General features: G+C 37.3%; 22 protein-coding genes. 13 read left to right on the top strand and 9 right to left on the bottom strand.

Translation table 11 applies throughout. The annotated features are described in order from the left end of the window. Positions 1–8: 8 nt before the first annotated feature. The 6 genes from atpH to CDG77_RS03725 form a co-directional block, all read right to left on the bottom strand. Positions 9–563: an ATP synthase F1 subunit delta gene (atpH, locus tag CDG77_RS03750; RefSeq protein WP_094328071.1), complete on the bottom strand. Its 555-nt coding sequence runs from the start codon at positions 561–563 to the stop codon at positions 9–11. Further along, on the bottom strand, positions 560–1,132 hold the full coding sequence (locus CDG77_RS03745; RefSeq protein ID WP_094328070.1) for a F0F1 ATP synthase subunit B: 573 nt from the start codon (positions 1,130–1,132) through the stop codon (positions 560–562). Before CDG77_RS03745 ends, atpH begins: the two co-directional genes overlap by 4 nt. Before the next feature lie 164 nt (positions 1,133–1,296). After that, a complete protein-coding gene (locus CDG77_RS03740) occupies positions 1,297–1,728 on the bottom strand; it encodes a F0F1 ATP synthase subunit B' (RefSeq protein ID WP_094328069.1) in 432 nt (143 codons plus the stop codon). A gap of 181 nt (positions 1,729–1,909) precedes the next feature. Beyond that, on the bottom strand, positions 1,910–2,155 hold the full coding sequence (gene atpE, locus CDG77_RS03735) for an ATP synthase F0 subunit C (RefSeq protein ID WP_013192016.1): 246 nt from the start codon (positions 2,153–2,155) through the stop codon (positions 1,910–1,912). A 149-nt stretch (positions 2,156–2,304) separates the two neighbouring features. After that, positions 2,305–3,066 (bottom strand): F0F1 ATP synthase subunit A, encoded by a 762-nt coding sequence (gene atpB, locus CDG77_RS03730; RefSeq protein ID WP_181154192.1) that lies wholly within the window; start codon positions 3,064–3,066, stop codon positions 2,305–2,307. A gap of 61 nt (positions 3,067–3,127) precedes the next feature. Beyond that, the gene (locus tag CDG77_RS03725) at positions 3,128–3,610 is read right to left on the bottom strand and encodes an ATP synthase subunit I (protein ID WP_094328068.1); all 483 of its coding nucleotides are present in this window, start codon (positions 3,608–3,610) and stop codon (positions 3,128–3,130) included. A 327-nt stretch (positions 3,611–3,937) separates the two neighbouring features. Here CDG77_RS03725 and CDG77_RS36225 point away from each other — a divergent pair, with 327 nt between their 5' ends. Continuing rightward, a complete protein-coding gene (locus CDG77_RS36225; RefSeq protein WP_190233899.1) occupies positions 3,938–4,075 on the top strand; it encodes a hypothetical protein in 138 nt (45 codons plus the stop codon). Between the two features lie 33 nt (positions 4,076–4,108). Here CDG77_RS36225 and CDG77_RS03720 read toward each other — a convergent pair whose 3' ends face one another. Beyond that, positions 4,109–5,290: a class I SAM-dependent methyltransferase gene (locus CDG77_RS03720; RefSeq protein WP_094328067.1), complete on the bottom strand. Its 1,182-nt coding sequence runs from the start codon at positions 5,288–5,290 to the stop codon at positions 4,109–4,111. A 132-nt stretch (positions 5,291–5,422) separates the two neighbouring features. Here CDG77_RS03720 and CDG77_RS03715 point away from each other — a divergent pair, with 132 nt between their 5' ends. From CDG77_RS03715 to CDG77_RS03700, 4 genes are read left to right on the top strand one after another with little or no spacing between them, the layout of a single operon-like run. Next, a complete protein-coding gene (locus tag CDG77_RS03715) occupies positions 5,423–6,505 on the top strand; it encodes a restriction endonuclease (RefSeq protein WP_223269705.1) in 1,083 nt (360 codons plus the stop codon). Positions 6,506–6,557: 52 nt separating this feature from the next. Next, a complete protein-coding gene (locus CDG77_RS03710; RefSeq protein ID WP_094328065.1) occupies positions 6,558–8,141 on the top strand; it encodes an LlaJI family restriction endonuclease in 1,584 nt (527 codons plus the stop codon). After that, positions 8,138–8,665, top strand: coding sequence for a hypothetical protein (locus CDG77_RS03705; protein WP_094328064.1), 528 nt, complete (start codon positions 8,138–8,140; stop codon positions 8,663–8,665). Before CDG77_RS03710 ends, CDG77_RS03705 begins: the two co-directional genes overlap by 4 nt. Further along, a complete protein-coding gene (locus CDG77_RS03700) occupies positions 8,665–9,402 on the top strand; it encodes a 2-phosphosulfolactate phosphatase (protein ID WP_094328063.1) in 738 nt (245 codons plus the stop codon). The genes CDG77_RS03705 and CDG77_RS03700 overlap by 1 nt, the downstream gene beginning before the upstream one ends. On the opposite strand, the gene galE is transcribed toward CDG77_RS03700, so the two are convergent. Beyond that, the gene (gene galE / locus CDG77_RS03695; protein WP_094328062.1) at positions 9,399–10,415 is read right to left on the bottom strand and encodes a UDP-glucose 4-epimerase GalE; all 1,017 of its coding nucleotides are present in this window, start codon (positions 10,413–10,415) and stop codon (positions 9,399–9,401) included. The two genes, CDG77_RS03700 and galE, sit on opposite strands and share 4 nt — an antisense overlap. Positions 10,416–10,425: 10 nt before the next feature. Continuing rightward, positions 10,426–11,838: a sugar transferase gene (locus CDG77_RS03690; RefSeq protein ID WP_181154194.1), complete on the bottom strand. Its 1,413-nt coding sequence runs from the start codon at positions 11,836–11,838 to the stop codon at positions 10,426–10,428. 914 nt (positions 11,839–12,752) lie between these two features. On the opposite strand from CDG77_RS03690, the gene CDG77_RS03685 reads away from it, so the two are divergent. From CDG77_RS03685 to CDG77_RS03650, 8 genes are all read left to right on the top strand, one after another. Beyond that, positions 12,753–14,966 (top strand): GumC family protein, encoded by a 2,214-nt coding sequence (locus tag CDG77_RS03685; protein ID WP_094328061.1) that lies wholly within the window; start codon positions 12,753–12,755, stop codon positions 14,964–14,966. Between the two features lie 73 nt (positions 14,967–15,039). Beyond that, complete coding sequence (locus CDG77_RS03680; protein ID WP_094328060.1) at positions 15,040–16,518, top strand: lipopolysaccharide biosynthesis protein; 1,479 nt, start codon at positions 15,040–15,042, stop codon at positions 16,516–16,518. A gap of 85 nt (positions 16,519–16,603) precedes the next feature. Then, entirely contained in the window at positions 16,604–17,338 is a 735-nt protein-coding gene (locus CDG77_RS03675; protein WP_094328059.1) for a class I SAM-dependent methyltransferase, read from the top strand. Positions 17,339–17,371: 33 nt separating this feature from the next. Next, a complete protein-coding gene (locus tag CDG77_RS03670; RefSeq protein WP_094328058.1) occupies positions 17,372–18,106 on the top strand; it encodes an FkbM family methyltransferase in 735 nt (244 codons plus the stop codon). 141 nt (positions 18,107–18,247) lie between these two features. Beyond that, the gene (locus tag CDG77_RS03665; RefSeq protein ID WP_094328057.1) at positions 18,248–19,231 is read left to right on the top strand and encodes a glycosyltransferase; all 984 of its coding nucleotides are present in this window, start codon (positions 18,248–18,250) and stop codon (positions 19,229–19,231) included. Positions 19,232–19,253: 22 nt separating this feature from the next. Further along, positions 19,254–20,585, top strand: coding sequence for an EpsG family protein (locus CDG77_RS03660; protein ID WP_094328056.1), 1,332 nt, complete (start codon positions 19,254–19,256; stop codon positions 20,583–20,585). 26 nt (positions 20,586–20,611) lie between these two features. After that, positions 20,612–21,385 (top strand): glycosyltransferase, encoded by a 774-nt coding sequence (locus CDG77_RS03655; RefSeq protein ID WP_094328055.1) that lies wholly within the window; start codon positions 20,612–20,614, stop codon positions 21,383–21,385. Positions 21,386–21,436: 51 nt separating this feature from the next. Continuing rightward, positions 21,437–22,570, top strand: a complete 1,134-nt coding sequence (locus CDG77_RS03650) for a glycosyltransferase family 2 protein (protein WP_223269704.1) — start codon at positions 21,437–21,439, stop codon at positions 22,568–22,570. Positions 22,571–22,665: the final 95 nt, after the last annotated feature.

Below are 22,665 nucleotides of genomic sequence, written 5' to 3'. Positions count from 1 at the left end.
CCAATTTTCTAGCTATTAGTTAAGCGCAATGAAAGGCGGCGCAGTTGACCCCGAATACTGGCATCAATTACCTGTGAGCCTACTTTAATAATTACGCCACCAATTAATTCACTATCTACCTTGGTTTCGAGTTCTACCTGGCGAGCATTACTGATAGCAATCACCTTTTCTGTGATTGCTTGCTGTTGAGCTTCTGTGAGGGGAACGGCTGAAATTACTTCCGCTAATACGGTTTGATTCAGCTGCCGCAACAGCGCCAGATATTGTTCAAAAATCGATTCCAAGAATGCAATGCGGCGTTTGTCTACTAAAACCAACAAAAAGTTACGTAAGTAGGAGTTAGCGCCTTCACCGAGTATTTGTTTGATGAGAGCTTTTTTGTTCTCAGACTGAATAAACGGGTTGCTGAAGAAGTTATGTAGCTGTTTGTCTGCCCTTAGCAGTCCCAGAAAAGTCCGCGCATCTTCCCCGAACTCTTCTGTCAAATTTTTCGATTGCGCTATTGACAAAAGCGCCTGTGCATAAGGCTGGGCGACTTCGGCTGTGGCTACTTGACTTGTCATACATTGCCTCCGAGTTGTGCGATGCTGCGGTCAATTAAACTTTGTTGAGCATCGTCGGCAATCCCGCCTTTAAGCTGTGATTCGACTTTCTGCAATGCTAGTGTAGCAACTCGTTGCCGTAATTGAGCGATCGCTCGCTCGGTTTCGGTGTTTAAATCTGCTGCTGCCGTTTGTTTCAAGCGTTCTACGTCTTGCGCTGCCTTTACTAACAAGGCTTCTTTCGATTTTTGGGCGTTTTCTACGGCTGATTGGCGGATACGTTCTGCTTCTGCCTGAGATTGCTTCAACTGCTCTTGCGCTTTGGAAAGGGCAGTCTTTGCCTCTTTTAAGCGCCCTTCTGCTTCCTGAATTGCGGTGGCAATATTGGATTGTCGCTCGTTCAGGATATTGCTTAAAACTTTACGTCCGAAGTAGAATAATATGCCAATCAGAATCGCTAGATTGATCAGATTGGTTTCAAAAATGTCTAGGTTTAGACCGAAACCACCTTCTGCTGCGCCTTCTGCCAATTCAGAGTGAACAGCGTTCGCTTCTGCGGCAAGTAATAAGAATGTCCCCATGATATCCATTTACAAGTGCGCTGCTCGCTTGCTAATACGTTGTATTTTCCCGAAGGGAAATTTAAGTATCTTTTCCCAGAAGGGAAAAAGTGCCTTTGTTTGACACTTAAATTTTGCGCTCTGGACTAGGGGCCAGTTGCGCGTATGCTTTACACAGAACCAATCCCGTTAGCTTATCTAACTGGAGTTGGCCCCAATAGTTTTTCTAGAATCTGCCTGCTGAGAGCATCAACTTGTTGCTCTAAGGTGCTAAAGGCTGCTTGCTTTTGTTGTTCTATTTCAACAGAAGCTTGTTCTCGTTGAGACTGAGCTTCTTTTTGGGCTTCAGCGATTTTTTCAGCAGTAATTTTCTTAGCTTCAAGTTGAGCGGCTTCTACAGTAGCTTGCGATTGTCTGCGAGCGTCTGCAAGTTGCTGCTCATATTCTGTAGCCAAGCGCTCGGCTTTAGCCAAGCTTTCTCGCGCCTCAAGGGTATTAGTTCGGATATAATTATCGCGATCGTCTAGTACCTTGGTTAGTGGTTTATAGAAAATTGCATTCAACAAAGCTGCTAATAGCAAGAATTGCAATGCCATGAAGGGCAAGGTAGCATCGAAATCAAACATTTGTCTCCTCTTTGGCTGGAGTAGCAGTTTTCATGGCTAGCAACGTCATCCAACCTTTCATATTTTTAGAGACCCATAGCCAACAAGGGTCAACTGAACATTAGAAATATTACGATACCCAAAAGATTTGGTTGTAGAGGCGTGATGATTCACGTCTCCACACTCACAAAATTTTCAGGTATTAAGCGAAGGGGTTAGCAAACAGCAATACCAAGGCAATTACTAGACCATAGATAGTCAAGGATTCCATGAATGCCAAGGTTAATAGCAGAGTACCGCGAATTTTTCCTTCTGCTTCAGGTTGACGAGCAATACCTTCTACTGCTTGTCCAGCAGCGTTTCCTTGACCAATACCAGGGCCAATTGCAGCTAAACCAATCGCTAAAGCAGCAGCGAGAACTGAAGCAGCCTGAACTAATGGATCCATGTTGATTTTCCTTGCTTTGATTACAAAACTAACAAAAGTACGTTAACGATTAGAAACGTGGTTTTCACGCTGCACATGAGTTCTTTCGATCGCGCTTTGCGATGTTTTGAGCGAAAATGCTCTTGAAACTGTGCTATCAACTGAGAAGTTTAATGCTCCTCATGCTCATCTCCACCATGCCCCTCCATTGCCTCATGAATGTATGCTCCGGCTAGGGTGGCAAAAACCAGGGCTTGAATGGCACTGGTAAATAAACCCAAGGCCATTACAGGCAGAGGTACAAATAGAGGAACTAGCAGCACCAACACCGCGACTACCAATTCATCCGCCAAAATATTACCAAATAGACGGAAGCTTAGGGAGAGGGGTTTGGTGAAATCTTCAAGAATTGCGATCGGCAACAAAATGGGTGTTGGCTCTATATATTTCTTAAAGTAGCCTAAACCCCGCTTGCTAAAACCTGCGTAAAAATACGCTAAGGAAGTTAGCAATGCCAATGCAACAGTCGTATTGATGTCATTGGTGGGAGCAGCCAATTCGCCCGAAGGTAGCTTGATGAGCTTCCAGGGAATTAGCGCCCCTGACCAGTTCGATACGAAAATAAACAAGAAGAGTGTGCCAATAAATGGCACCCAAGGGCGGTACTCTTTCTCACCAAGTTGGTTTTTGGCCAGATCGCGAATAAATTCTAGGGCGTATTCCATCAAGTTCTGGATGCCCTGGGGAATTCTTTGTGCGTTGCGAGTAGCAGCTATTGAAGCCACTACTAGAATACTAATCACAAACCATGAGGTGAGAAAAACTTGCCCATGAATTTTAAGATTGCCCAACTGCCAGTAGAAATGATGACCTACTTCTAATTCGGCGAGGGGAAAAGAATTAAAGGCGTTTAAGACACTAAGCATTTGCATTCTTCAAGCATTTTCCCCAACAAGCGAGGATGGGATTACTATCTTTGTGAGCCTGAACTTTTTAAGAATCAGGAATGAACGCAATTTGCACCATATAGACGAGGAGCGTGGCTTTGTAAGTTAGAAATCCCAAAAATATGGGCAAAATCTGTAGCTCACGCCATTGAGTTGCTACGATCATGACTCCAATAAACAGAGCAAAACGAGTTTTGCTCAAACTGGTTTTTTCACTACCAAGTTGCTCAACGTCTCTAGCCAACATTTTTAAGTAAACCACACCTGTACACGCCCCAATTAAATAATTTAGGGCAATGTTTAAGGAATAAAAAATCCACACAGAGATAAAAATAACCCCCGTCAAGACAAGCGTGATTACCAACAATCGCTGGAAGAGTTGATGAAACTCTTGCATAGAGTTACCTGATTCTGTGTCTCCAGAATCAGTTTTAGCATCTTGTTGCGTTGTCGGAGTGGGCGCAATTGATTCGTCTGACAAGCTCACGAGACTTGAAACCAGTACAGCTAAATTATGATGACTGCACATTCAGTCAGCTGAATCATATCACGATCCGGTAACAATACTTTAGGAAAAAACAATTAACTTCTTGTCAACCTTAGACAGTCAGTAAAATTGCGCTCCCCGAAGTAAGAGAGTGACTGATGATGTAAGGGAGCGTGCGGATGAATAATCAATAATCGCTGCCGGAAAATTCAAATTTTCTTCCAATTCCAGCTTTTTTTGAGTGGATTATCCTCCTTCAAAATCGTTACATAACATCCTGGTGTTTGAATTAAGTCGGTGTCAATAAAATCAACTGGTGCTTGAGGAGTGTATAGACGTACCGCAAATCAGAAATTGTAGAGTAGCGGCTTGTCATTAAAGATCGCACCACCGCTAAATTCCAGAAAACTCCAACTTTTGGGATGTGCAATACCCTGTTTCTTGGGTACTTTCCTAATTTACATTAATTTACCAAAAGTGGTGATGGGCGATCGCTCATCACCATGAGTATAAATTGCTTTTGTTAAGCCAGTAATGCGATTAAGCAGGTGTTAATAATATCAACTGCTGCTGAAGAAGTTTTCTTACCTCATCTAATCCCAGTTGTACACCTGTCAAAATCTCTGCAACTGTGGAATTCGAATCACACTTTTGCATAAATTCAAACTCTTCTACAGATAAATTAACAATTTGGTAATTGTAATTAAAGAAGCATTGACTAGGAAATCCTTCGATACAAGGATTAAGTTCGGGAATCGCTGCCAATAAAGCGTTGTCGTCTGACCAGTCAGCTTTGACTAAAGGAGGACGACCGAGGAAAAACTCGTAATGAGTTACTTCTGGATCTAGTAATTCTATCAGGCGATAAAGCTGGCGATCGCTCAATTCTTTTGCCCGTTCTACTAACTCCGGTGCTTTGCCCAAAAGCCTCTCCAAATCCCAGAAACTCGGATTTGAGAAACCAATAAACTCCAATCCCGAAGCATCAATTAATTCAAACAGCGTCTCAATGTTGTAGTCAATTTCTTGGGGATGAACGTACATATCAGCAAAGTGTTCATCCTTGTGATTTTCTAATGACCAGCGTTGTTTTTCAGATTTGACAATTCGGTTATTTTCTGGTAGAGAAGAAAATATTTGTCGCCCGACTTGGACACCATCGCGGTAGTCGCCTTTTTTGTCACCTTGAATAAGTGCGATCGCTTTTTGCATAAGTTGAATTTCCCAGCGTCCCAATTCCCCATACACAAAAATGTGCATTAAGCCGCCTGGGGCTAACTTCTTCGCCAAAGCTTGAATACCGCGAATTGGATCGGACGTATGGTGCAAAACGCCAACACAGTTAATTAAATCAAACTCACCCGGTAACTCTTCCACATCGAATAAGCTGAGGTGATGAAACTCAACACGGTTAGCACCAGAACGTTGACAACGTTCTTTTGCTACAGCTAAAGCGCCAGTACTGAGGTCAATTCCCACAACAGAAGCTTGAGGATTGAGGTGAACCAAGTACTCTGTACTTACACCAGTACCGCAACCTGCATCTAAAATCCGAATATCTTGTCTTTTAGGTTTTTGACCTGTGCAGAAATTATGAGCGGCTAGCCAATTCCAGCGCCAGTTATAGCCTGGAGGTGGTTCATCCAACAAAGCTTCCGGCGGAAACGGATATGTATTGTAGAGTTTGGCAACAGCAGCACTGACAGTTTGAGAATCGGACATGATAAGTAAATCTTGGGGCAATTCTGAGTTTATCGAATATTTGATGCTTGCAGCCAAGAAGTTTTACCCTCCGTTTTCAGGAAGTTGAGTTAAACTGGTTTGTTGTATAAATTTTACATTTGGCATTAACAAATGGTTGCTCAACAAATATCACCACTTATGAATAAACCCGTTCATAAAATTCTCTTTGGCAGTCCTGGAACTGGCAAAAGCCACAGAATAGTTTCCGAGATTATCCCTAATTACTTAGGTATAGATGAATCTACTAATCCTGAAAATATTATCAAAACAGTTTTTCACCCAGAATATACCTATGGGGATTTTATGGGCAAATTAATACCGATTACGATGAGATCGGGGAAAGTAGAGTACAACTACTATGAAGGACATTTTTTAAAAGCACTATCTCAAGCTTATAAGAATATTAAAGAAGCCTACGATAAAGATGGTAAACAACTAAACCAACCGAAAAATGTTGCTCTTGTGATTGATGAAATAAATAGAGGTAACTCCTCAGCTATATTTGGTACTGTTTTTCAGCTTTTAGATAGAGATGAAGATGGTTGGTCAAGTTACGGTATTAATCTAACTGTTATTGAATTTTTAAAGCTATTAGAATTGATAGGAACTAAATTTAGTTATGATGACAGAGGAAATATCAATGAGTATAAATTGCAACCTTACGAAGGAGTTACTAGGCTAGAAACATTACAAAAGAAAATTGAATTTTTAAGATTTGATTTAGTAAATAGAATTATCAAAATTCCTCCTAATCTTTCTATCCTTGCTACTATGAACACTTCCGATAATTCCATTTACTTCATGGACAGTGCATTCAAACGTCGTTGGGACTGGGAATTTGTTAACTGGGATGAGACTAAGCCTAATACAGCGACGTATGGTAAAGGAGGAATCTTAGACGAAAAGGAATGGAAAAAGCTTATTAAAAACCTTAATAACTTTATCAAAAGCCATCATGCCTCGATTCGAGGAATTGAAGACAAGCAAATCGGATATTATTTTATCAAACAGCCTGTAACTGCTGAACAAATCCAGAATAAACTAATGTTCTTTCTATGGGACAGTGTGTTTAATCGTGATAAAAAGCCACTGGCGGATGTTCTAAAGGTAACAAAAGATAATCTAGTAACTTTTGGAGATTTCACTAAACTACATAATACTTTTATAAAAAATATAATGAGTCTTCCTGATTGACATTACTATTAAAATTTAACTTTGAAAAACTAGTCTCTATGTTGAATGAGCCATGTTTGATTTTTCTAGCCTTAATATAGTCAAAAATACCAACGATTTCTTCATTGGTATTCGTAAGTCTAAACTGGAAGATAATTTTGAGTTTTGTCTGCCAAATGGCTTTGATAATTTCCCAGAGGGCGACTTTGAAGCAGTACGAAATTTATTTTTCAAAATGTATCGCACCTTTCGCAAATTTGAGCGTGATAATTTAGGCAACACAAGATTCAACATCAATAAACCTGATTATCAACAAGAACAGGATCAAACGACTCTTTCATCTGGTGGAGTCAAGATGCAAACAGAGGAAGGAGATGTTTGTGTACTCTACAGTAAGATTAGAATGATTGAGCGAGTTATGGAAGCCTACGATGAACTTGCAATAAACTCAATTCAAAAGAAAGTTAAACGTAGTGAAGACATCGAATATTCTCAGATCCACAAGTATCTAGATCGCGCTATTTATCTAAAAGACAATTCAAACAACGATGTAATCTATGTTGAAGCAATGGATCTGCCACGTTCGACAGTACGCTATGAAAGCACTGATATTGTAAATCTGTATTGCTATATTCTAGATGAGATTATAGAGCAGTTAGATAGTGATGTACCAGATAACATTAAAGCACGTACTCAAGATATACGCTTTCTTGCCCAAGGCTTTAAGGAAGATTATCTAACTAGCAACCAATCTATTTTTGCCAAAGATGCCTTTGAAGAGACTATTAGTATTCTTAAAGAAGCCCTAGATAAGATAGATAAAAATACTTTATACAAAGATGCTGACTATTGGGGGCTTTACGAAGCTATTGAAACATTCCTTTACGGCGAGCTAAATCCTGAGCAAGGCGATGGTGAATTCTGGGGAGTATATGGGTTTTCCCTAATTTGGGAAGATATGTGCAACACCTATTTTTTTAAAAAACACCGCGACGAAATTTGCTATGCAGATACAGACATATCTCTGAAAGGATATCAGAACTTAGAAAGAGAAGGAGAAGAAAAAAATCGAGTCGGAAACTGCAAAGCCAATGGCGGAAGTTTATACTGGAATCAATGGGTTTACTGCACAAGTTTAACAAATTCTAACAAGTTAGGAAAAATCCAAGATAAACTTGAATGGGACGAGCTACTTTGCATTGAATTTGATTTAAATCCTAGACAATTTGTTTACTCGCATTCTAAATATAATCAGTCTGAGAAACGAGTTAGAAGTAAAGTAATACGTCGATTCATACGTCCTGATTTAATTTTAGAAACCCAGGCTGTAAAAGTAGATAATAACTTTCAAGAGAGTAAATCTATAAAAATAATTGATTATAAAGATTTACCATTAAAATTCTATATTAATAAAAAACTCTCTCAAAAGTCGGCTAAAAAATACAGGTATGACATAATCAAGCAACTTACCTATGAATACATTTTACAGCAAAAATGTGAGGTTTCTGCAAGTGAGTTTTTTATTCCTTATTACTACTACATAGCACCATCTAATCCATTAGGTGAATTAGAACCCGGACTAAACCTTCAGGGTATAAAAATATTTAGAGCAAACTTTTACTTAATACAAAATTTTTATTTAGAAGATAATTTATGAATTACAAGTTAAATATTATTGGAACTCATTTAGCAAATTCAGCCCTTGAGAGTATTTATGTTCCTTTTGTGTCCTTTGCTAACGAAGAACAAAAAAAACTTATAGAAAATTATATATTTCTGCAAATAGATAAGTTTTTTGAAAAACTTTATCCTACTGGTGTCATCCGATCTCAATTATCGTATTCAAAACTTATTACAGAAGAAGATTTTAAAAAAGTTAAGATAGCCTATTTTTATGATAACTTATTCCATGACTTAGAACGAGACTCTGATGGCAGATTAAAATTAAAAATTAAATGGAGTATCACTTTTGATGACAAATGTACTCCGATTCAACTAGTAAATATTCCTCCATCTTATCGTGGATATAAACATAAGGTTAACGATTTTTATGATAAAGACACGCAAGGTCGTCCGCATCGAAAATACGGTACTATAGAAATTAATGGAAAACCAGTATTTTACTATATCTATTTTACACTTCAGGAAATACTAGATGTAGCTAAACAAAAATCCATATAATGATTTACAACCAATCAGAGTTTAATTTACGCTGTGAATGGGGCGCACAAGGAGTTGCTCAACTTGCTCCCATCAGTGATGTAGTTGTGATAGTTGACGTTCTCTCTTTTTCCACCTGCGTGGAAATTGCCACCAACAACGGCGCAATCATTTTTCCCTACGTATATAAAGATGAATCAGCCATAGATTACGCCAAGTCAGTGCAAGCAGAGTTGGCAAGTCAGAGACAACGTTGGACTACAACTGGATATTCTCTCTCGCCAAAATCGGTAGCTGAAATTCCTGCTGGAACTAGACTAGTTTTACCCTCACCTAATGGTTCTTTTCTAACCTTACATACAGGGAATACACCAACTTTGGCTGGTTGCTTGCGAAATTGCCAAGCTGTAGCGGAGTTTGCTCAAAAGTATGGCGATCAAATCGCTGTGATTCCTGCTGGTGAGAGGTGGAAAGAAGATGGTAGCCTACGTCCTGCATTTGAAGATTTAATTGGTGCTGGAGCAATTCTCAGTTATTTACATGGCAGTTTATCACCAGAGGCAGAAGTTGCTGTGGCAACATTTCAAGCTTTCCAGCAGGATTTACTGGGCTATTTGAAAAAATGTAGTTCGGGTAAAGAGTTGATTGAAAGAGGTTTTGAGTCAGATGTTGAAATGTCCGCAGTTTACAACGTTAGTGATTGCGTACCTTGGTTTACTGATAATGCCTATGTAAATTCTGCTTACAAAGTTAATTAAGCATGTGCCATATTTAAATGCCTTTGCCTTGCCAAGTTACCTTTGTGTTTTTCCCAGGTAATGGTTGTATCGATAATCTCGTCTAAGTCATCGTGCTTTGGTTCCCAACCTAAAACTCTACGGATTTTATCAGCACAAGCTGCAACACAGGCAGGATCGCCCGGACGACGTGGGGCGGCAATAACAGGAAAATCTACACCGGAAATAGACTTGACTCTTTCAATAACTTGCCGCACACTGTAGCCTTGACCGTAACCGCAGTTGAAAATTTGGCTTTCCCCTCTTTTTTCTAAGTAATCCAAAGCATCTAAGTGAGCAGTTGCTAAATCCTCGACGTGGATATAGTCTCGGATTGCAGTTCCATCGGGCGTAGGAAAATCAGTACCAAAAATTCGTACTTCTGGCTTGCGCTTGAGTGCCGCATCACAAGCAGCCCGAATCAAGTGAGTGGCATTCGGTGACATTTGCCCCAATAATCCATTTGGTTCAGAACCTGCTACGTTAAAGTAACGTAGAATTACGTACCGTAGTGAAGATGCTGCTGCATAGTCCCGGATCAGCCATTCACTCATCAACTTGGAGCGTCCGTAAGGATTAATGGGCTGTGTAGGATTTAACTCAGTAACGGGATTATCTTTAACTTCACCGTACACTGCGGCTGTGCTGGAAAAGATGAACTTGTTAACACCCATAACGCTACAGCAGTGGAGCAAATTTAAGGTGTTGCGGGTGTTATTTGCGTAGTAGTCGAGGGGATGAGCTACTGAATCTGGAACAATCAGACTAGCGGCAAAGTGTAAAACTGTACTGAATTGATGCTGGGCAAAAATTTGATAAAGATGCCCAGTATCTACTAAATCGCCAATAATTAGTTTCCCGTGTAGTACGGATGCTGGTGAACTTGTAGAGCAGTTGTCGTAGACCACGACATCATAACCAGCTTCCCCCAGTTGACGAACTACATGGGAGCCAATGTAACCAGCACCGCCAGTTACCAATATTTTCTTTTTCATTTCTTTTTCCTTATCTACCTTTACCTAACAAAACAACTCGAATGGTTTTGAAGGCGATCGCTAAATCCAACCAAATGGAATAATTTTTGATGTAATACAGATCGTAAGAAAGCTTTTCGTAAGCATCTTCAATAGATGCTCCATAAGGATACATAACCTGTGCCCAGCCTGTAATTCCCGGTTTTACCAGATAGCGTACTTCATAGTAGGGAATGGCTTGTTTGAGTTTGACATCAAATTCTGGTCGTTCTGGACGAGGCCCAATCAGACTCATTTCACCCTGTAAGACGTTCCATATCTGAGGTAATTCATCAATACGTAACAAACGTAGCCAGTATCCGAGTCTAGTGATCCTTGGATCGCGTTGACTAGCCCACTGCGCCCCCAACTTTTCTGCATCCTGATACATGGAGCGAAATTTATAAACTCTAAATGGTTTACCGTACAACCCACTTCGCTGCTGACTGTACAATACTGGGCCAGGACTATCTAATCTAATTAGTAATGCAACCAACAACAGAAGTGGTGCAACTAATACTAGTAAAAAGAGGATCAATATGAGATCGACAACTCGCTTCAGTTTCATACTGAAGTAACCAGGCATTAGGTTAAAACCATCGCTAAAAGCCAACCATTTATCTTGTAGGAGCGATGAAGGAAGTTTATACCAAAATGTTTGGTAAACATCCGGCAATGTATAAACCGGAATACCTCGCAACCGCATTTGCATTAATTGTTGTGCTTGAGATTGGGAAAAATTTATCTGGGCTGTAACTATGACCCCAGACCAGGATTCTTGACTCCATTGCGACAAATCGCTCAGATTTCCCTGATAACTCAGATTGCTTTTTGGTAAGTCTATGGTTGTTTGATTTTCTTCTGCTAGAACAGTCAACTTTCCTAAAGGATTAAGTACCAGCAGTTTTTGTGCAAATTTAATCGCATTATCCCCTGCTCCTAGTATCAACCAACGACTTTTCAGGGCGTGCGATCGCACCCATTTCACTGCCATCACGCGCAATATTACAGCCCAGATAGTAAATATTCCCAAGCTAGGTAAGAAGATACTCCGCCACAATACCGGATTATGTTTGCCAATGCCTGACAAGTAAATTAGGGCAGAAATGAAGAAGGCGATCGCAATATTACAAACAATAATTCGAGCAGGCGCTCTTAAACCTGCGATTTGTCGCTCTGGATGGTACGCATCTGCTAAATAAAATGCTGCAAGTGTCATACACACAAATCCATAAGGCAATGGATTGAGCCAACGCAAGGGTTGATCTAAACGCAACCATTGTGCGATCGCTAAACAAATGAGCAAACCAAAAATATCTCCTAACAAGAGCAATATTGGTAGGCTGCGGACTATATTGGGCAGCCTAGCATTGGCAGGGTAACTAACAGAACTTGTAAGAGTCATTAATTTTTCTTATTCTTTCAGTATCCTGGTATTGATTTGTTCGTTAAAGCCAGCAAGAAATTCCAAGATGGCAATACTAAGGACTAGCTATGTATGTCAAAAGGAATACAAGCAATAAATTTTTGGAATGCTCTATTTTTCAAAGGAATTGGGTATTGGGTATTACGGACTAGGAGAGTAAGCATCAGCAATTTTCCGTAGTATATATCTAAAACCTACATCTTACTTGCGTAGGCTGTCCGATTTGTTCCTTTATATTTGCATTATATTTGCATGATGATATGAATGTAGTCAATATAAACTTTAAAATTAATATTGCCAATATAGTTACTTAAAATCTCAGTAATATTTTTGAAATAAAAGCAACCAAGTATTAAAATTAATGTTCCCAAATAATTATAAAAATTAAGTATAAAGAGCTTCTAGATTATAAATACAAATATTTATAATCCTTATCTATTAAGACTTTAAGCGTTTTTGTATACGTAAGCACTAGTTAATTTAATAATGTTTATATTAATTGTGATAGCTAGGGTATTAATACTTAAAGTATAAAAATATTATTTTACGCATAAAAAACTTTTGAATAAAATGTAGCTTTTATTACCAGTAGTATGCTTATTCGAAGGTTATATGAAGGTTAAATCTTTATTTAATTCAAATACTTGTCAAAGTAATATAAAATCTTAGAGAAAGATATATAAAAAATACCTTGACAATTAGATAATGTTTCTGAGATAACATCTAAAAAGAGCAACAGAAAAGAAAAGAATCTAAAAAGCTAGGATTAAGTAGTTGTTTTTTATACAAATATTTAAGAGTAATTATATTTAAGAACGTCCAAATGATTATTTTGGACTACCGAAATTGGGAAGCAAAATTAGGAACTATTTCAACTATTCGCAACATATTCCATGCCCTCTAACCAAGAAGACCAAAACTCTCTAGATTTGCAACAATACTCGCTGATTATGAAAAGGCGTTGGCTAGTCATAACTGCGGTGACTGCCTCTGTTTTTGGACTTTCAGCTTTAATTGCTATCAAGCAAAAACCAATTTATGAAGCAGAAGGCAAGTTGCTTTTTAGTAAAACTGACCGGGTTTCTTCGTTGACAAGTCCCTCGGCACAAGTTGGAGAGTTGAGCAGTCTGACTCAACTAAGTAGCCCATTGGATACAGAAGCAGAGGTAATTCGTTCTAACCCAATAGTTGAGAAAACTATTACTAGTCTCAAATTGGTAGATAAGCGAGGAATACCCTTGGAAATAGATGATTTTCTCAAGAAAATGAAGATCAAGAGTGTCCGGGGTACTGATATTTTGGCGATTTCCTACAAAAGTAGCAATCCCAAAGAAGCAGCAGATGTTGTGAATTTGCTGATGAGATATTACCTGGAGAATAATATTCGCATTAACCAAACCCAAGCAACAGTGGCACAGAAGTTTTTAAGTAAGCAATTGCCTGAAGTTGAAGCAAGGGTAGTCAAATCAGAGGCAGCTTTGCGTCGGTTTAAAGAAGAAAATCGCGTAATTGCCTTAGACCAAGAAGCAACAAAAGGAGTGGACAGACTTGCAGGTTTATCAGACCAGATTACCCAAGTCCAGGCAAATTTAACGGATGCTGAGACTCGTTCGCAACTTCTGGAGCGTCAATTGAGATTGAATTCGCAGCAGGCTGTAGATATGGGGAATTTAAGTCAATCAAAAAGTGTACAGGAGGTGCTAAAAGAGTATCAGGAGACAGAAAACGAGTTAGCGGTGGCACATACTCGCTATACAAATGAACATCCAGCGATCGCTAGTTTGACAGCAAAAGAAGCAGCCCTGAAAAAGCAGCTAGAGACTCGAATTATTGAGAATGCAGATAGAGAAAAATCTGTATCATCTCAAAATTTAGGGATGGGAGAACTCAAGCAGACCCTACTGGCCCAACTCGTACAGTCAAATGTAGAACGGTCAGCATTAGCTAATCGAGTTACACTTTTGCAGAATGCTTATGCACTTTCTCAAAGACGATTGAGTGTCTTACCGCAACTGCAAGAAAAACAGCAGCAGTTAGAACGACAGTTACAAGTAGCGAGGTCTACCTATGAAGAACTGCTAAAGCGATCGCAAGAAGTCGAGGTAGTAGTAAATCAGAATGTTGGTAATGCCAGGGTAGTATCTACGGCTTTGCTTCCTAAAAAAGCTGTTTCTCCCAAAATTGCTCTTTACCTGGCGTTGGGTGGATTTGTGGGAATTTTGCTGGGTGTAGGGGTAGCTCTGATGTTAGAAGCTATGGATCAATCCCTCAAAACTCTCGAACAAGCCCAGCAGTTATTAGGTTATCCTTTACTCGGTACGATTCCTCACTTGGGCCAAAAAACTAAAAATGATGGGGAAACTTTAGTCGAACTGCCGGTGAGAGATAATCCATATTCGGGAGCAAGTTCAGCCTTTGAGATGCTTCAGACAAACCTGGATTTTACCATCTCTGATAAACCATTAAAAGTAATTGCAGTAGTTAGTTCAACTCCAGGTGAAGGTAGATCGTTTGTAGCAGCGAATCTGGCAGTAGCTAAGGCACACATGGGACGCAGAATCTTATTAGTAGATGCGGATATGCGTCACTCCTGCCAACAGGAAATCTGGAAATTATCTAATCCAGTCGGACTAAGTAATGTTTTAGTTGGTCAAACGGAGTTTCGCAACACCACCCAAGAAGTATTAGTTAACTTGGATCTGTTAACGGCTGGGACAATTCCACCCAACCCCGCAGCATTGCTAGATTCACAGCGTATGGCTTTGCTAATTGAAGAGGCAGCCAAAAACTACGATTGTGTCATTATTGATACTCCTGCCTTGAGTTTGTTTGGTGATGCATTGATGCTGGGCAAGATGGCAGATGGGATATTGCTGGTTGTACGTCCTGGAGTGCTTGATTGTGCTGTTGCGAAGAGTACAAAGATGATGCTTGAGCAAGCGCGATCGCGCGTTTTAGGAATGGTGATGAATGGAGTGACTGCTGATAGTGGTTTTATTCACTACAACCAGAAAGGTTATTACGACAAAAATAGCAGCGATGCCTACGGCGGCAAGCTACGCAATGGTAAGGGGGAACTGAAGTTCCCCAATATACGCATTTCCTGATCGTTGGATGGCGGTTTAGTTTAACTCTTCTGGTTTTTTACGGTAATGCTTGTATTAAAAGAGAATATTTTTGGTGAACAACAGCATACTTAAGAACGGTTTTTACAATTCAATAACAGGATTAATCAAAATAGGCCTAGGCATACTGATTATCCCTGTACTAATTCGCCTATTGGGGATTGAAGAGTATGGACTATGGACTTTAGCTTCTGCTGTGGTGGTAATGGTTACTTTAGCTGAAGCTGGTCTTTCTACAGCCACAACTGTATTTGTCTCCCAAGACTTAGGAAAGAAAGATATTGATGGTCTGTCACAAACCTTGACTGTAACTTTTGGAGCAATGCTGATATTGGCAACTTTAGCGGTAGTTGCTCTTTGGATGGGTGCTGAACCGATTATGAATTTATTTCCTAAATTGGGTCAGTTACAACAGTTAAAAGTTATACAGGCTATCAAAATTGGTGGCTTAGTAGTAGCAGCGCGATTGCTGCAACAAATCTTGATTGGTGTCGAACAAGCCCATCAGCGTTATGACTTGATGAATGTGCTAAATACAATGCAGTCCGTGCTACTGAATGTCGGAATGCTAATTGTAGTATTGCTAGGAGGTCGCACCGTTGAGTTAATGCAGTGGCAGGCTGGAATCGGTGTAGTGACTTTGTTAAGTCATATCTGGGTAGTGCGATCGCTACTCCAAAATTTGAACCTTCGTCTGAATTGGAATCAACCAAAAGCATTAGCAGTCGGAGGCTACAGCTTAATGATGTGGTTAAATACATTGGGAAGTATGCTTTTTAGTCGAGGCGATCGGCTGATTGTCGGCAGCTTGCTAGGTAGTCAGGTGCTTGGAGTATATGCAGGAATTACAGACATCACCGCCCAAATAAACTCATTTTCTGCCTTACCTGTACAGCCCTTACTTCCAACTTTAAGCAATCTAATTGGACAGCAGAATATTAATCAGCGTCAATTGGAACAGCAACTTAAACAAGCTACCCAAATTAATGGATTATTTGCTTTAGGAATGGGAGCAACTCTCATAACACTTTCTCCACTAATTCTAAAAATACTATTTTCGGAGCAAACTGTAAGTCAATACTTAATTACGTTTTGTATTGCAACAGTAATTTATGCACTTTATTCCTGCCATGCAGTTGGCTACTACTCTTTGTTAGCAACAAATGCAGTTAAAGCCTGTGCATTGATTCAGCTGCTAGCTAGTTTTTCGTCACTAGGATTAATTGCCATTGGTGCTTATAATTTTGGCTTAACAGGAGCTATTATAGGTAATTTGGGATATTTCACAGCCTTTGCAGTAACTATATTTGGAATGAAACGTTTATCTATCTCTTATTATCTCTGGTTTAAATGGTTATGCTTTCCATTAATTTGGTTTTTTATAGTTCTGTTAGTGAACTTTAAGCTTCAAAATGATTACATACTAAGATTTATTATGCTTTCGATACAAACGACTATTCTCTTAACATGGTTTGCTATTAGCAATAATTATAATTTATCATTTTTTAAAAAATATATTACTGCTAAAAAATAAGTTTTAGTGCTATTATATTTTTGATATTTAGGAAAGTCTAAAAAATAAATTATTTAAATTAATTTAAACGAACAACAAAGATACAATGAAAGCATATACAGAAAAATTCTACAACTATATTGATAACAATGCATTACAAGGAAGCAAGCAAATTGTTCCATTTGTAATGGAGTTAATTAAACCAAAATCAGTTGTTGATGTAGGCTGTGGTTTAGGTACATGGCTAGTTGTTTGTCAGGAAAACGGAGCTAAAGAAATTCTAGGAATTGATGGTAACTTTGTAGATGAAAATAAATTAAATATTCCCCAAGAATACTTTATTAAACACGATCTAGTAACCCCCTTAAAACTGGAACGACAGTTTGATTTAGTTATATCTTTAGAAGTTGCGGAACATTTGCCAATAGAAAAGGCTGAGAGCTTTGTAGATACACTTACTAATCTTGGTACTGCTATTCTTTTCTCCGCAGCTGTACCTTCTCAACCTGGGACTAAACATATAAATTGTCAATGGCCTAGTTATTGGGCAAAAATTTTTAGTGGAAAGGGATATATCGTATTTGATTGCTTCAGAATGAAGTTTTGGGAAAATCCTGATGTTCCTTGGTGGTATGCACAAAATATGTTTCTTTTTGTCAAGCGATCTTGTCTACATAATTATCCTTTTCTTGAGCAAAATTTTTCTCCTCTCGATGAACCCCCAATTGCAATAATTCATCCTGAATTTTATTTGAAAGTGCAAAATGGCTTTTCCATACAAGAATCATTCTTAGTCCTAATCAAAGTTATATTGAGAAACATAAAAAATAAGATTTCTTAGTTAAATTATTCTCAGAATTACAAGGAATTTACTATGGTATCTATTATCAAAGATAATATACAACTTATAGCGAATAAAGTCTTAAAACCTTTTAAATTACGAATTGTTCGACTTGCTCGAGGAGTAGGTATAGACTTATGTTTGAAAGGACTGGCTCAACGTGGCTATAGCCCTAAAGTAGTCCTAGATATTGGCGCTGCACAAGGTTGTTGGACGAAGTTAGCAATGCAAAGTTGGCCAGATGCTGAGTATTTTTTGATCGAGCCTCTTGAAGAGCGAGTACCAGATTTACAAACCTTGACCAATCAAAATACTAACATCAAATTTATTCTAGCTGCGGCTGGCTCAGAGGCGGGTACTTTAAGCATAGGGGTGACTCAAGATTTAGATAGTAGTAGTCTGATGTATTCTGGTAGTGCCTCGCGTGAAGTACCGATTATATCTGTAGACAATCTGTTTGATGAAGGAGTTATTAAACAACCAAATTTTATTAAAATTGACGTTCAGGGTTATGAATTAAAAGTTTTATCAGGAGCGAAAAAAGCCTTAAAACTATCAGATTTTATTTTACTAGAACTACAGTTTTTTCGCTTTTCATCGGAGATGATTCTGCTACATGAATCAATAGCATGGATGAACGAGCAAGGTTTTCAGCCCTATGAAATTGTAGATGTTTTGCGTAGACCATTAGATAATGCAATGGGGCAATGTGATATTTTATTTATTCGGAAAGACCACTGGATTTTGAAAAATCAAAGCTGGTCTTGATACTCATTTAAAAGTACCTATGCGATTCATAATCGGGTAATTCACGTTTTTAAAAACTACTAATTTTGGCAAAAAATATATGAGTATGTCTCATTTGTTTAGTAAACGCTATATTTAATAATTTAGTTGAAAATTATATTTATGGATATTGTAATTTGTACTTATAACAATGCAGTTATACTAGATCGTGTTCTCACAGGAATCTCATTACAAAAATTTTATAAGAACTATAATTGGTCAGTTTTAGTTGTAGATAATAACTGTACAGACGAAACTGCTGATATTGTTGACAAGCACATTAATTCAGGATTAATCCCTAATTTGCGTAGGATAGTAGAGCAAAAGCAAGGATTAACTCACGCCCGTTTATGTGGAATTAAAAATACAACTAGTGAATGGCTGGCTTTTGTTGATGATGATTGCCTATTATCAGAAGACTGGATACCAAAAGCAATACAATTTGCGGGATCTCATCCAAATTGTGGTGCTTTTGGCGGCAAGGTAGTTCTCGATTGGGAAATAACTCCTTCGCCTATCCTTCTCAAACATTCAGGTAAATTTGCTGCCTATGAGCGCGGTGAAACTTCAAAACAATTAAATCGGCGTAATTACCAAATTCCAGGTGCAGGTTTAGTTATTCATAGAACTGCCCTTGAAAAAAGTGGCTGGTTAGATAAACAATTACTCAACGATAGAGAAGGAAAAAAATTAAGTTCAGGAGGAGATTCTGAGATAGTTTTGCGAATTCTGAACGCAGGTTATGAACTTTGGTATACACCTGATTGCGTGCTGCACCATTTTATTCCCACAAAGCGCATATCAGAAACTTATCTTTTTAACTTAATGTATGGTTTTGGTGCCGCAGCTCCTTACATTGCTGCTATTCGTTGGAACCGTTCTTATTATATTTGGTTACTTGTATCTGTTTTGCGAATTGTTAAAGGATTTTTACAAATATTCTCTTGCTATGTTTCTGCTTCATTTAATCAAAACAATAAAGCAGACACATTGATAATGTGGAATTGGACTAAAGGTCAAATTCATAGCTTATCTACTATTATCAGGATGGGTAGAGAAGAACATATAATCTGGTTAAGCTTATTTCAAAAATCTTTTATTGCCTAAGTAGAAAACATAGAATTAGATAATGACTTTTAATTTATCAAGTATCCAAACCAACTATCAAAAGTATATTTTTTTAATTATTGGAATATGCTTATGGATAAAAATTCCGATAATTGGAGTTTTGCCACTACTTTTATTTGTATTTATCAATAAAAATTCAAAATCCTATAGCCTAGATAGCTTACTCAATAATTCTATACTTCTGCTAGTTGCAGTCACTGTCACTCTTTTCTGTTGTCTTATAGATATTCAAGCTGATACCGAGCAATATTTAATAGCGTATCGAGATTGTAATGGTAATAATCCTATAGAATGTTTTCAATCAACCAATTATCCATTTGAACCAGGTTTTTATTTCCTTGCTTCCTTATTATTTATTATTTGTAACGGTTCGGAGATGGGCTTTCTGTTAAGCTGGTCTTTTATTATTAACCTTTTAACATTTTTTGTAATTTGTAAGGGGATTTCAAAAAATTATTATGCGTTACTGGTATTTTTTGTTATACTAAATCCCGCATTTTATCTTCAAGCATTTTTGATGCGCCAATTTATCTCAAGTACCTTTTTTTTGTGTGCATTAGTTTGTAGAAAAAATAAGTTTACTTGTGTGCTACTTATCTTTTTGAGTATCGTGAATCATTACTCTATACTCCTTTATTTACCTATAATAATAATGCAATTTATTGATATAAATAGTTTATTAGAGCATAGTTTTTTTAATAAAATTAGTATGTCTCTTAGATATTTAAGTATCATTTTATTTGTTTTTGCATTAATCTATTCGTCTTATGTAAATCAATCTACTCTTGCATCTATCTATGATACAATTAATAACATTCCTCAGCTTAGTTTCTTAGCTGCTAAAAGTGCATCTTTTGTAAAAAATCAACTAGCAAATATAGGTTTTCTGCCTCATTTGGTACTATTAACATTTATTGGTTATTTTTATATCAATCTTTCACGAGATAATTACATCAATACAAGCAATACAAGTTTAAATTATCGTCTTACTTCCGAAGAAAAACGTTTAGACCTAAGTATATTATGTCTTTATGTATTGCAGTCAATTTTATTCTTATTTACCCGCAACCTTGATTACCTTCCTTTGAGATTAAGTCTCATACTTCTATCATTTTTAGGAATTTTCTTCTATTTACCTTTAGAAAGGAAGAGTAAACTTAAACCACCGATAAAATTTTTATCTATGGTTATTTTGCTTTCTTTGTCGCTTAGTTACTTTATTTATTTTTTACAAGTTAACTCTCGTGCAAATCCGACATTTAATTATTTAGAAGGTCGTGTGTTTACATCATCTATTATAGATTATATTGAAATGGCTATTTCTCGGTGGTAAATAACTCCCTATAAATTTTAAAAATTATGAATAACTTAATTCAAGTTGATATAATTACTTTGACAAAAAATTCTTCAGATTGTATACTTAGAACTTTAAATAGTGTTAGTATACAAGATTATAAACAGATTAATCACATAATTGTTGATGGTGATTCAAAAGACCAAACAATTTCTATTATTAATCAATATAATCATCAAAAAAAAATAATTGTTTTTCAGCAAAATGGTCTTGGAATTGCTAATGCTTTTAATGTAGGATTAATGAAATCATCAGGTAATTTAGTAATTTTCTTAAATTCTGGAGATGCTTTAGTTAATGAACTAGTAATTACTAAAATTGTAGATTCCTATATACAACAAAAGTGGCTTTGGGCATTTGGAGAAACTATCTCTTTAAGTCGAAGAAAATACTTAAAAAGGCATATTAAGCAGTATAATTATTGGGATAAAAACTTATTTTTGTCCGGCAATCCTATCTGTCACCAGTCTACTATTTTTTCTCACAAGCTTATCCATAAAATCGGCTTGTATGATGAGCAGCTAACTTTAGAAATGGATTATGATTTTAATATTCGAGCTTCTTTAATTGCTCAACCACACCTGCTATATTTTCCAATATCTTACTATGACACTACAGGGATCTCTTCTATAAAAGTTTTTAAACATTATAAAATACACAGAAAAGTACGTAATAAATACTTCCCGCTATCTCCTATTAATAGCTTTAAAACTGACAGTTTGTGCTTTTTTAAAGCATGTATGCGTTTTATGATGATCCCTATGAAAATCTTTTTGTAGTTTCAATTATTATTTCTGTAAATCAGATTCAATATGATAGGCAAATCTAATATGTTAGTTGAACCCAGAGTCAAGACTTTTCCTTCTGTAACTATAGGTATACCTACTTATAATGAAGTAAATTATATAGAAAACCTGGTTTTAGGTTTTCTAGAAACAAGTTATCCCAACTTAATCGAAATATTGGTGGCTGATGGCGGCAGCAATGATGGCACTCAAGAAATAGTCAAAAAACTCTCTGATAAAAACGCACGAGTTAAGTTAATACACAATCCAGAAAAAGTTCAATCAGCTGGTCTTAATCTAATTTTGTCTGAATCTATAGGTGATGTTTTTATTAGAATTGATGCCCATTCGGACTATGCACCTGACTACATTGAAAAATGTGTAGATGCTTTGCAGGAATCAAAAGCTAGCAATGTCGGTGGAGCACAGCGTTTTGTTGCACAAACTTCCTTCCAAGCTGGTGTTGCTCTTGCATCCAAAAGTTTTCTTGGTAATGGTGGAGCTAAATATAGAAACCCCAACTATACAGGTTATGCGGAAACAGTTTATTTAGGGTGTTTCTGGAAAAAGAGTTTGCTAGACATACAAGGCTATAATGTCAAAGCATCTCATAATGAAGATGCTGAATTAAACTTGAGATTAAAAAAGATATTTGACATAACACAAATTAGTAATCAAGATGCTGAATTAAATCAAAGATTAATGGCTGTAAATAAACAAGCAATATATATTGACTCCAAAATTCGTGTCTGGTACTACCCTCGGAAAAATTGGAAGTCCCTGTTTATTCAATATTTTCAATATGGCAGAGGTCGCTATTTAACAAGTAAAAAACACAACATTAAATCACAGATAAGAGGTTTGCTACCTTTTGTATTTATATCTACTGTCATTTTACTACTAATTATTGATTTCCTATTTCCTAAGCTAGGTTTGCCTATAGAAACATTAATTGTGATAGGTTTGTTTTTGCCTTTTCTAGAGAGTCTGCGAGTTACTCTGGGATACTGGAAAGGCTTTAATTCTGAAATTTGGCGAGGTAGTGAAGATAAAATTCCGTCATTCTTTAGCCGTTGGGTTTTGTGCGGAATTACTTTATTGAGTATGCCACTTGCTCACTTTTCTGGCTATGGCTATCAATTATTCCGTAATCAAGTTTTGCGAGTTAACAATTGGTAATTCATAATTTACTAAGCTTTGTATTTTCAAAGGTATTAAATATGAACCCAAGTAAATAATGATATTGCTGGAATTGGATAGCAATATTTTTGTAT

It is taken from the genome of Nostoc sp. 'Peltigera membranacea cyanobiont' 213 (assembly GCF_002245975.1).
Classification (GTDB): Bacteria; Cyanobacteriota; Cyanobacteriia; order Cyanobacteriales; family Nostocaceae; genus Nostoc.
The sequence above is the reverse complement of the archived record's forward strand: the minus strand, read 5'-3'. Positions and strand labels throughout refer to the sequence as shown.